Genomic DNA, 10,499 nt, shown 5'->3' on the forward strand with positions numbered 1-10,499 from the left:
GTAGATTTGTAAGTAATTAACCGGACTTGATATTAATTGTCAACTTGCTGCTGATAAGCATGATATACAGCCTCTAAAAAGACATTAGCATCAACTTTGGTCGGCAGTTTTTCCAAACTAATGATTTGTTTAACCTGACTAGCCAGTTGTTTGCTCAATTCATTTCGGGCATTTGGTATCATAGCTTCGCGCCGCTGCAAATACTCTCGAATTACAGCAAAATCTTCTGGCAGCAAGCTGGAAATATCGGCCTCTATCAGCAATTTTTTTGCTAGGGATCGAGCCGGTGTTGATACTTTCAATGCAGCAGGTGTCATAGGTTGTTGTTCTTGAATTACCAGGGTGCCTCCTACCAAATCTCCTAAACGTTTTTCCCGCTGGTTGAACACGATCAAAAATACACCTATAAAAAATAAGTCGTCAAAAGGCCGCAGCAAAGCCCGTAATGTTGATTGTTGAAGCCTGACTGGACGGCCGTCATCTCGAATTACTCGGATTTTGACATAACGCTTGCCTGGTGTTTGACCAGACCACGCTGTTTCAAAAAATACAAAGTAACCTACATAAATGAAAAAACCAATTAATGCCTGAACTGCTATCAACCAGAGTTCTAAGCCATTGGTACTTCCTAGCAACTTTGCGATCGCCTCAAGGAAAAATGAATTAAAGATCAGTACACCTATTAGAAACAGTATTAGAATCAAACCAAAAATGATATAGTCGATCAGCAATGCGTAGGCGCGGTTGCCAATTCCCGCTAAGGTAAATTCGAGTTCAACACTTTCTGGAGTGTGGAGAGTGAATCGATTAAAAAGTCGCATAGCAGTAGAGAAAATTTTGTGTTTTGACTTAGGCTTAATTAGCGATCGCGCATTTTCAAACCCAAACCTTCTTTGCGGCTGCGGAGGTCGTAGTAGATAATGGCTTTCATAGCCTGCCAAAAAGGAGTCACCAGCGCACCGCTGACAATGCTCAGTACCACAATCAGAATATAATAAACTAAGTAAAATAGACCAGACTCTCTGCCCAAAACTGCACTTGAAACAACTTGAACGATCACAGTAAGTATCTGCACAACAATCGTCATCGGGAGTGAAACCAAAATGCCCACAAAAACTATCCACTGAATGCGTCCGACCGACCCCTTAGTTAACTGCCAACTGCGACTGATTGCTGAACTAGCACCTATATTATTTTCGATCGCCAGCGGCAACTCAACAATCAGCAAACGAGAGAAAATTCGGATATAGATAATTAAAAAAGCAATGACCGCAACTACCAGGAAAGCTGCAAAAATTGCGTAATTTTGCCCAAAAATAGCAGCAGCCCCCCCTGCCAATATTGCCATAGCGATCCCACCTACCAAGGATACGCCAAAGAAAATCAGAAATGTCAATGTACCCGCCCAGAACAAACCCCACATCCGAGGATTCACCTCACGGCGAGCATCACTGACAGTCTCTGGCTTTTCCCTAACTTCACCGAAAGCCAGACGAGAAATGAGCGCTGAAATCGCAGAATATTTAGCCCAACCGTAAATCGGAACTAACAACCACAGATAAGCTACGAATGCCAAACCAAAATATGGCTTAAAATGGTCGCGGTAAATCCGTAAACTAGCACTAACAACATTACCGACGCTCAAGGGGCCTGTTTGTCCAGAAGAACTAAGATTTTTTTTAGGCATGACAGGATGGGTATAATTCTGTGAGGCGGAAAATTTACAACTATCTTAAGCTATATCTAATAGAACTTAGAGAAAACTTTATGAATATTAAACGTTGGATCGCGCGGAGAGAACCGAACTGGAAACGGTTAGACACTCTTTTACAGCAAGTAGAAAAAAAGGGGCTAAAGTCCCTACCTGCGTCTGAAATCACGGAATTAGCGAGTTTGTACCGTTCTGTTTCGGCGGATTTGGCTAGGGCGAGGACAAACGAAGTAGGTAATATTTTGTTACAAGATTTGCAAAGCTTAACTTCTCGTGGCTACACCCAAATTTACCAAGGTTCCCGCCGCCAAGATTGGGAGGCTGTAGTGGAGTTTTGCCGCTGGGGTTTTCCTGCTACTGTACAGCAAACGTTTGGTTATACGGCAACTGCGACGGGTATTTTTTTAGTAATGGCGTTGATTGCTTGGTGGTTTGCTTGGCAAGATCCGGCGTTTTTGTCCCTAGTAGTTCCTGGAGACTTGATTAAAACGGTGCGCGATGACGGGAAATTGTGGATGGGTTCAATTGTGGGAGTGGAACCTTTAGCTTCTAGCAGTATTATGACTAACAATCTATCGGTATGCTTTGCGGCTGTTGGGGGAGGGATTGTTTTGGGTCTTTACACTGTTTATATTATGGCATTTAATGGAGTGATCATCGGCGCGATCGCCAGTTTAGTAGCTCAGCACAATTTAGCTTACCCTTTTTGGGCGTTTGTATTTCCTCACGGTTCCCTGGAATTGCCGGCGATTTTTTTAGCTGGCGGCGCTGGTTTAATCATCGCCCGCGCCATCTTTTTTCCTGGCAAATACCGCCGTGCTGATGCCATGAAATTTTACGGTACTCAAGCTGCACAATTGCTATTTGGAATTGTGCCAATGCTGGTAATTGCTGGTACGATCGAGGGTTTTTTCTCGCCAAATCCGGCAATTCCCGATCCGTTGAAGTATTTGGCTGGGATCGGGTTGTTTGCGCTGCTGGTGATGTATTGCAGTAAAAGGCGATCGGCTGAAGTTCCTAGATAATTCGGATCTTGAAATCGTTACACAAACGAAGTCCACTCCTAGTGGACTAAAACGCATCTTACCTAGCCATATCGAGCCAAGTAATTAATTAAAATCATGACTGTTACTAACATCCCCTCTCCCGAAGACAATCCTTTTTTTCTCATCAAGGTTAGGCATATATTTGGATGGTACTTCTTATTGGGTCTAGGCATTTACTTTCAAATAGGAATGATTGGCTCTACACGAGGGATACCGTTCGATGGTAAAACACCGTTAGATCCATTAGTTGAGGAAATACTTGAAATTTATTTATCGATTTTGATACTGGCTTTGGTGTGGCGACAATGCAGGCTAGCGGGAATTGAAATTAAACATCTGGTTGGTAAAGTTCCCGATCGCTACCAATGGTTGCCATTAGTAGGTCTGGCGATCGCTAGCGTGGTTTTCGGAGTAGGTGTATTCCGAATATTTTATTATCCTTTGTCTTTTATTGTACCTTCCTTTGTTGAAAAAATACTCATGGACAGGATAAATAAGAGTATTTTAATTACAGCTTCAAAAACCTTTGCTCCTGCAATGTACTACTTAATTTTAGCTATCTACCGTTGTGCAATAGGGCCCATATTTTTTTCTTTTATTATCACATCTATTATGCTACACAGATGGGCGGTAAAATGGGGGAACATCCGAGCAATAATAGCTATTTGTCTGTTGTTTTCTGCTGGTTTACTTGCCCCGAATTTTATATATATTATTAGTGCGATCTTAATCTACGTAATTTTGTATGCAAAAACCCGCAGCTTACTTGTAGTAATAATTTTTATGGCATTGGAAAGTATTATTGGTACAAGTTGGTATTTGTCATATACAATATTTTTTGGCAATCAAGCAGGAAGCACTCTAGATGTATTTCGATCGCAAATACAGCTAGGCGTCTTGTTTTTTGCTTTGTCAGCCCCTTGGGTAATCGGTTTCATCTATAAAAACTGGTCTGTTCTCAAAGGGCCTTTACCTTACTTTGCGAATGCTTCCGAAGCTGAGAAAATCAAAGCTGATTCCGAGACTTAAGTTGCAAATATCGGTTAACTAATTGCTCGCTAATTTGATTGGCTGGTGCATCCAAAACCAAAACTCCTTTTTGTTTCAACTGTGCAAAAGCGACCTGACGCTGTGCTAGTAAATCTAAAGCTACAGCACGATTATAAGTAGGTGTAATTTCGACGGTGTAACTGTGAGCGATTGTGTCAACTTGAGGGTCGCGCAAAGTTACGCAAAAAGGCAAATAACGAGGTGTTAAACGCGCTAATGCCGAAAGCATTTCTGTAGAAGCTGTGACATCTACTAAATCAGTAATTAGCACTACTAATGCACGGCGAGTTTGTTGACTTACTAATTTAGTTACAGCACAGACATAGTCTGGTTCTAACAAAACTGGCTGAATTGGTGCTAGGCGTTCAATCAATTTAGATAGTTGATGTTGACCCCTTTCTGGGGGTATCCAAGTCGTGATTTCCCGATCGAACACACCGACTCCCACGCGATCGCCCCGATTTAGTCCAGCCAAGGCTAAAGACAGCGCTGCATTCACTCCCCAGTCAAAACGCTTCAAACCCTGCACTCGCGCCGTCATCAGCCGTCCCCTGTCGAGTAAAATAATCAAAGTTTGCTCTTTTTCTGGTTCTAAAACTCTGATTAAAGGGCGCGATCGCCTCGCAGTAGCTTTCCAATCAATCAAGCGAGGATCGTCACCAATACCGTATTCCCTCAGTTCGGCAAATTCAGTTCCCATGCCGAGTTTTTGTAACCGCCGCATTGTCCCGGTATTTTCCAATGTTAGCTGAATAGAGAGTTCTTTCAACATTACTAAATCGGGATAAACGGCAACTTTTTCACTAGCAGGTATTGTCCAGTCGTTCCACCCTAAACCCCAGTTTCCCAACTGCCGCACCTGAATATCTCCCCACTTATATTTTCCGCGATTTTGCGGGCGGATTGTATAACTTAATTCTTCCTCGCTGTTAGGATTGAGGGAGGCTTCCAGCATCGGTTGAGAGACATCAAACTCTAGCGGATAGGAGTCGCACAGCCGAATTTTAGCTGTTTGATTTGCCGCTCGCACTGACAGTAAAACCGGATTGTCTCGCCCGATCGAAAGTCTGTGCAACGGATGGCGTGTCACTTGCACCCGATGAGATTTTACGCGCAGTGCGTCGGTAATGGCTAGACCTACAATTAAACAGTCAAATAGCAAAGTGCCGATAATACTTGTCTGCTGATTTACAAGCATAGCGAGCAAAAGGGCGATCGGAATGGCGATCGCTAACAGGACATAAAGGCGAATAGCAGGAATCATTACAATTTCTGATTAAGATACTGGTGTACACAATTCAACGAGAGTTCCGTCTGGACATCTAACATAGGAAACAATCTGACCCCAAGGTTTTTTGAGAGGTGCTTTTAACTCTAATGCACCTGCTGCGATCGCTTGTTGATGTGCCATTTCTACTGAATCAGTGGTAAGTGCTATTTCAACACCCAAAGGTTTCTCCGATGAATCAGCCGAAATATAACCATTTGGGAAATTTGACGCGCCTAGAGAATGTGTAGCAAAAGATAAAGTTGTTTCTCCAGTGTCAAGTTCACCATAATTTCCTGATTCATCAATGAACTTCTTTTTGAACCCAAAAGCCATTTCAAAAAAAGTCAATGAACTTAGTACGTCAGCAACGTAAATAATTGTATATCCGAATTTCATTTGCTTTCTCCCTTTACATGATTTGCAAGTAGGTTACGTCGTTCATCAGTATAATTCCACCAAGGCTTAGCTGGTTCGCCATTGAGGAATCTTTTGACAGAAATGAGAGCGTCAAGTACACATGGATCGTGGCGATGTCCCATGACATTAGCAAGTTCGTGAAAGACTTCTAAGGGCGATCGCGTTTTAAGTTGATCTGGTTGCTCAATACCAATGCTTCGCAAATCCGCACTAATTGATTTCCCAATGTTTGGAAGGTCTTCAAGCTTCTTGACTTCGTTTAGAGACTTTTTCATACTTCTGGTGTGATATTTTTGAACTCAATTCCTACAATACTTGCGTAATAAAGATTTTTTGTCATGAATTCGATTCCTCCAAACGAAACGTAAACATAACATGATCGCTCGGTGTTTCTGGATTACCAATAGCCGCATACAGATTCATCGCTGCTGTATTTTCGCGATCGGTAAGCACCCAAGCTTCTGTACAACCCAACTCACGAGCGACCTCAAATACTGCATTCATCAAACGCTTCCCCAAACCTTGCCGACGATGAGTTTCTGCTACGCTAACCTCGTTAATCCACAGTTCGGGACGTGCCTTGTCGGGATGAACATAATGAACTGCTGAGACAAAGCCGACAACTCGATCGTCATCGATTGCAACAGCCAGATGGTGGCGCGAGTCTGTCAAAAATTCTTCAGTACGTGGGATATCGATCGAGTTGTCAAAGACATCTGGATCGACCTTCTTGAGAATATCTACATCATTACGATCCAGAATTTTGATTGCGATCGTCATAGTTATATTTGAGTTTATCTCGGTACAGCAACTTGTTTTAATACCGAAGCAATTACCGCATCAATTTGCAAGCCATCTAACAGCGATTCTGGTTTGAGAATCAGACGGTGACGCAAAAGCGGCAGTGCGATAGCCTTCACATCATCAGGAGTAGTATAATCCCTGCCGGCCAGCCAAGCGTGAGCTTTACTACTTTGCAACCAAGCTACTGCCGAGCGCGGAGAAGCACCCAATGCCAAATCGGGATGTTTGCGCGTATTGTGCACCAAAGCTAGCACGTAATCGAGCACTTTTTCTTCTACTTTGACTGTTTGTACAGCTTGACGGGCGCTAATTATTTGCTCTACCGTTGCTACAGATTTGATCCGAGCTAAATCGATGCGTTTGGCGCGAAATCCTGCCTCTGCGTTCAGCAACATTTGCTTTTCTGCCAGTGCATCGGGATAGTCAACCACAAGTTTAAATAAAAATCGGTCTAACTGAGCTTCTGGTAGCGGATAAGTGCCTTCAAATTCTAGGGAATTTTGAGTGGCGATCGTCCAAAACAACTCGGGTAAAGCTAAAGTTTCACCGTCTAAAGTTACCTGCTGTTCTTCCATTGCTTCGAGCAGTGCTGACTGGGTTTTCGGAGGCGTGCGATTAATTTCATCTGCCAGCAAAATCTCTGTAAAAACCGGGCCTTTTTTCAGGGTAAAACTGTGGTTATTAAAATCAAAAATATTCGTTCCCAAGATATCCGACGGCAAAATATCCGGCGTTAGCTGAATGCGGCGAAAATCTGCTTGAATCAACTTGGCGATCGCTTTTACAAGTAGAGTTTTCCCGGTTCCAGGCACTCCCTCAATAATCACGTGGCCGCCGCTCAAAAGAGCCACTAGCAACTGCTGTACTGTAGAAGATTGACCCACAACTATTTTGTCGAGGGCTTGGCTGAGGCGTTTAAAAATAGAGTTTGTTTCGCTCATTTGAGATTTTTCCTATCAGAGGGGAGATGTTGGCGGATCTGCTCCCATTTACCCAACCAGGCTAGCAAATCTGTATCGCTGATGCGCTGTTTCCGAGATGGCGGTCGCAGCAATTCTGACAATTCTGCCGCTTTTCGCCCTGTTTGCTCCACCCAAGCATTTGTGAGGGTTTCACTTTCCAGCGATGCCTGTCCCAATAATAAGGCTTTTTGCAGTTGTAACTGTTCTGATTTTCCGATAGTTTCTACCGCAAAATCAGTGCTGTTTGCTTTTTCCAAGACACCAGCTAATGCTTGAATATAAGCTTCGCTATTGTCAACCGCTGGCGCTGATAGAGTTACAGGCTGTCCAAACCTGTTCCACCCGGAAAAAATAGCAATGATTAAAATAATTGTACCCTGGATAAAAACTGGAAATAGAGGAGTTTTAGCTAAATAAGTGAATAAATTTCCCTCGTATTCGCGTTCAATAATTTCTGGATCTTTGTAGCCGTGAATGTATTCGTCTACCCAGACTTTATTTATAGTTTTACTCGTTTCCTGGGTTTGTCGATCGATCGAATTTTGGATAAAATTCACTGCTATAGCCTGCTGGGTTCCTTCGATTTCTTGTTCTCCACCTTCTAATTGAGTAACCAGCCCTGATAAAAATTCATAATTACCTGGGAAATCCTGATAAGCGTTAGCAGCTAGATAGGGTGCGGCGGCAAAATAAACTGTTCCTTTGCCCATTGTTTGTTTCCAAACAATTGCCCCAAAGCGATCGCCTAAAATTTGTTTTTTGTCGCTAGATCTCCGCCCAGTGTCAATCTTGATTTCCCCGGCTGATGCTGGGTGCAAGCTACTAAAAGGTGCTGGTGTCACCGGTGCGCGAACTCCCAAATTTACCAAAGTATTGCCCTGTTCCACCCACTTTTTATCTGTCTCAGAAACACCTTCTGGTATCAATTTACTATAGATACGTAAAAGTGTAGTGGGCGGTTTTGTATCTTGGTTTTTAGCAAAGTCTTCAAAAGGTTTTTGCCAGCGCTGAACCTCGGTTCCCCGTTTCGACATAAAAGCATACCATGCTCCGTAGCCGTCCGGGCCTCTATTATAAGTCGAACCGCTGTTTATTTTGTTGTTAGCCGGAGCAAATAGCAGGGTAATGATAATTAGTGCCGTTACGGCGATCGCTCCCAACAACCACAACCTATTTTTTGATAAGTTCATCGATTGTTACGTAAGTAAGTACAAATAAATATAACATGAGGGCGGGTTTTGAATGAATCAACTCACTCCTGGTAGAGAACCCATTTGACATCTTGAGGGCGATCGTCAATCACATTAAGGATCGGCAATAAACTTGGTGTTTTACCATCGCATTTTTAATGGAATCAGATTTAACTTACGCCCGAACCCCAATTTTCAGAAATTCCCAACTGGGTTATGCTTAGACATATAAAATTATAAGTATTTTTACTCATAATTGTCTCGGCTGATTCACTTTTGTCCGCTGAATCACTGAAAGCTGCCTTTTGGGGGGCCCGGAATGTGGGATTTAAGCTCTCCTCTACAGATGTGGAAAACCCGCTTTTTATAGGGCTGAAAAAAAGATCGCACTTTTTCCGGATAAAACTTATTGATGATGAAAGTTAAACATCTATATGTAAATAGGTGTAAGTAGGTGTAAGTAGATTTAATTATTTACACTCAACATTTAATCAGGGGCAATAATACCTTCAGATGCTTATTGGGCAAGCCTTTTTACTTGATTTACATGCAGGTATGAGGAAATTTTTCTTGCAGTGACAGATCGCTACAAGAAAGCCCAACCTCTGTTTTTCTGTCACTTCTAATCCTTAATTATTCATCATCAAAGGAGAAGCTATGGCTACTTCATTCACTGGTTCTTTGGGTACAACCACTAATTACAGCAGCATTAGTGACCTGATCGCACAATGGCCTACTGCCGCCCAGAATCAAGGCATCCAACTGTCTGGGATAGCTTTTGATGGCTTTGAAACGAACTACACTAACCCTACTCCCATCAGCAACCTCACGTTAGCAACGAACGAAACCCCTAAAAGCGGGTTGAGCTACGGCGGTACCGGTGGTATTGGTGTCTACGGGTCTTATAGTGGTTGGTTTACCGATGTCAATAAATTGCGGGCGGAAATCAACTATGACCCCAACACCAATCTATCTCAAGTGCTGAAGGTGAAATGGGCAGATAACAAAGACATCACTAGCGCCACGATCGGCCTGAGTGGATTACTTCCCAAATCAAGTTCTACAGTGAACGATCAAGGCGATGAAGTTGGTTTGCTGCAACTCTTTAATGATGGGGCGCCGGTATCGGCCAGCAATTTTACGATCACTCGCCTCAGCGCTCCTGCCACTCCAAAACCGCTCGGTGTGTCTTCAGATGGAGTGACTTTCACTGGCGATAGTATCGATGGCAATTTCACATTCCAGATAGTAGGAGACTCTCTCACCGGCGTTACTTTTGACGAACTGCGGTTCTCCGCCAAAGGCTACACGAACCCCACCGCTGCCTACCTCAGCACCTCCCCCAAAAGCGATAGTTCCGACTACCTAGTGCGGAGTATTCAATATCAAGGCATTGATGTGACGCCGACGCCGACGCCGACGCCAACTCCGACGCCAACTCCGGCGACGTCTACAAGTCTCTTCCAGTTCGCCCAACCAAACTACACGGTGGCTGAAGGCGGCGCGGCTACGATTAACGTTACTCGCACCGGTGGCACGGAGGCTGCATCGATTAACTACCAGACTCTTGACGGTTCGGCAAGTTCAGCAGGCACAGCAGCGGATTACACTTCGGCGGCGGGGGTGTTGAATTTTGCTGCGGGGCAAACTACCGCTAGTTTCACCGTGCCGACTTTGACTGATGCGATTTCGGAATCGGCGGAAACGGTGAATTTGGTGCTCTTCGGTGGCAATGTCAGTAATCCGTCAATTTTGACGATTAATGATGTGGTGTCAACAACTGTGGCGCCAACTCCGACTCCGACGTCTCCAAGTCTTTTCCAGTTCGCCCAACCAAATTACACGGTGGCTGAAGGCAGCCCGGCGACGATTAACGTTACTCGCACCGGTGGCACGGCGGCTGCATCGATTAGCTACCAGACTCTTGACGGTTCGGCAAGTTCAGGCACTGCTGCAGATTACACTTCGGTGACGGGGGTGTTGAATTTTGCTGCGGGGCAAACTACCGCTAGTTTCACCGTGCCGACTTTGACTGATGCGATTTCGGAA

11 protein-coding genes are annotated in these 10,499 nt (G+C 44.0%); 3 read left to right on the forward strand and 8 right to left on the reverse strand.

Annotated elements, in window-relative coordinates:
- Positions 1-32 precede the first annotated feature (32 nt).
- Together QUA13_RS14920 and QUA13_RS14925 are read right to left on the reverse strand one after the other, a co-directional pair.
- Positions 33-821 carry an RDD family protein gene (locus QUA13_RS14920; protein WP_333199645.1) on the reverse strand — a complete coding sequence of 263 codons (789 nt, stop codon included), beginning with the start codon at positions 819-821 and terminating at the stop codon, positions 33-35.
- A 38-nt stretch (positions 822-859) separates the two neighbouring features.
- Positions 860-1,687 (reverse strand): glycerophosphoryl diester phosphodiesterase membrane domain-containing protein, encoded by an 828-nt coding sequence (locus tag QUA13_RS14925; protein ID WP_333199647.1) that lies wholly within the window; start codon positions 1,685-1,687, stop codon positions 860-862.
- Positions 1,688-1,767: 80 nt separating this feature from the next.
- Between QUA13_RS14925 and QUA13_RS14930 the strand changes: the two genes are divergently transcribed.
- Positions 1,768-2,736 carry a stage II sporulation protein M gene (locus QUA13_RS14930; protein WP_333199648.1) on the forward strand — a complete coding sequence of 323 codons (969 nt, stop codon included), beginning with the start codon at positions 1,768-1,770 and terminating at the stop codon, positions 2,734-2,736.
- A gap of 96 nt (positions 2,737-2,832) precedes the next feature.
- Complete coding sequence (locus QUA13_RS14935; RefSeq protein ID WP_333199649.1) at positions 2,833-3,786, forward strand: hypothetical protein; 954 nt, start codon at positions 2,833-2,835, stop codon at positions 3,784-3,786.
- Here the strand turns inward: QUA13_RS14935 and QUA13_RS14940 are convergent.
- The 6 genes from QUA13_RS14940 to QUA13_RS14965 all read right to left on the reverse strand — a co-directional run bounded on the left by QUA13_RS14940 (position 3,764) and on the right by QUA13_RS14965 (position 8,450).
- A complete protein-coding gene (locus tag QUA13_RS14940; protein WP_333199651.1) occupies positions 3,764-5,071 on the reverse strand; it encodes a DUF58 domain-containing protein in 1,308 nt (435 codons plus the stop codon). The two genes, QUA13_RS14935 and QUA13_RS14940, sit on opposite strands and share 23 nt — an antisense overlap.
- Before the next feature lie 12 nt (positions 5,072-5,083).
- The gene (locus tag QUA13_RS14945) at positions 5,084-5,473 is read right to left on the reverse strand and encodes a VOC family protein (RefSeq protein WP_333199653.1); all 390 of its coding nucleotides are present in this window, start codon (positions 5,471-5,473) and stop codon (positions 5,084-5,086) included.
- Entirely contained in the window at positions 5,470-5,769 is a 300-nt protein-coding gene (locus QUA13_RS14950) for a helix-hairpin-helix domain-containing protein (RefSeq protein ID WP_172185891.1), read from the reverse strand. Before QUA13_RS14950 ends, QUA13_RS14945 begins: the two co-directional genes overlap by 4 nt.
- Positions 5,770-5,830: 61 nt before the next feature.
- Positions 5,831-6,274, reverse strand: a complete 444-nt coding sequence (locus QUA13_RS14955; protein ID WP_333199655.1) for a GNAT family N-acetyltransferase — start codon at positions 6,272-6,274, stop codon at positions 5,831-5,833.
- A gap of 14 nt (positions 6,275-6,288) precedes the next feature.
- Positions 6,289-7,239, reverse strand: coding sequence for a MoxR family ATPase (locus tag QUA13_RS14960; protein ID WP_333199657.1), 951 nt, complete (start codon positions 7,237-7,239; stop codon positions 6,289-6,291).
- Positions 7,236-8,450, reverse strand: a complete 1,215-nt coding sequence (locus tag QUA13_RS14965; protein ID WP_333199659.1) for a DUF4350 domain-containing protein — start codon at positions 8,448-8,450, stop codon at positions 7,236-7,238. Before QUA13_RS14965 ends, QUA13_RS14960 begins: the two co-directional genes overlap by 4 nt.
- Before the next feature lie 657 nt (positions 8,451-9,107).
- On the opposite strand from QUA13_RS14965, the gene QUA13_RS14970 reads away from it, so the two are divergent.
- Positions 9,108-10,499: Calx-beta domain-containing protein (locus QUA13_RS14970; RefSeq protein ID WP_333199661.1), on the forward strand; the 1,392-nt coding region annotated here is incomplete at its 3' end.

The sequence above is a fragment of the Microcoleus sp. S28C3 genome (genome assembly GCF_036700785.1).
In the GTDB taxonomy this organism is placed as follows: domain Bacteria; phylum Cyanobacteriota; class Cyanobacteriia; order Cyanobacteriales; family Microcoleaceae; genus Microcoleus; species Microcoleus asticus.

Coding starts and splice junctions, on each gene's coding strand:
- QUA13_RS14920 (WP_333199645.1), bottom strand. CDS start 821: ATGCGACTTTTTAATCGATTCACTCTCCACACTCCAGAAAGTGTTGAA.
- QUA13_RS14925 (WP_333199647.1), bottom strand. CDS start 1,687: ATGCCTAAAAAAAATCTTAGTTCTTCTGGACAAACAGGCCCCTTGAGC.
- QUA13_RS14930 (WP_333199648.1), top strand. CDS start 1,768: ATGAATATTAAACGTTGGATCGCGCGGAGAGAACCGAACTGGAAACGG.
- QUA13_RS14935 (WP_333199649.1), top strand. CDS start 2,833: ATGACTGTTACTAACATCCCCTCTCCCGAAGACAATCCTTTTTTTCTC.
- QUA13_RS14940 (WP_333199651.1), bottom strand. CDS start 5,071: ATGATTCCTGCTATTCGCCTTTATGTCCTGTTAGCGATCGCCATTCCG.
- QUA13_RS14945 (WP_333199653.1), bottom strand. CDS start 5,473: ATGAAATTCGGATATACAATTATTTACGTTGCTGACGTACTAAGTTCA.
- QUA13_RS14950 (WP_172185891.1), bottom strand. CDS start 5,769: ATGAAAAAGTCTCTAAACGAAGTCAAGAAGCTTGAAGACCTTCCAAAC.
- QUA13_RS14955 (WP_333199655.1), bottom strand. CDS start 6,274: ATGACGATCGCAATCAAAATTCTGGATCGTAATGATGTAGATATTCTC.
- QUA13_RS14960 (WP_333199657.1), bottom strand. CDS start 7,239: ATGAGCGAAACAAACTCTATTTTTAAACGCCTCAGCCAAGCCCTCGAC.
- QUA13_RS14965 (WP_333199659.1), bottom strand. CDS start 8,450: ATGAACTTATCAAAAAATAGGTTGTGGTTGTTGGGAGCGATCGCCGTA.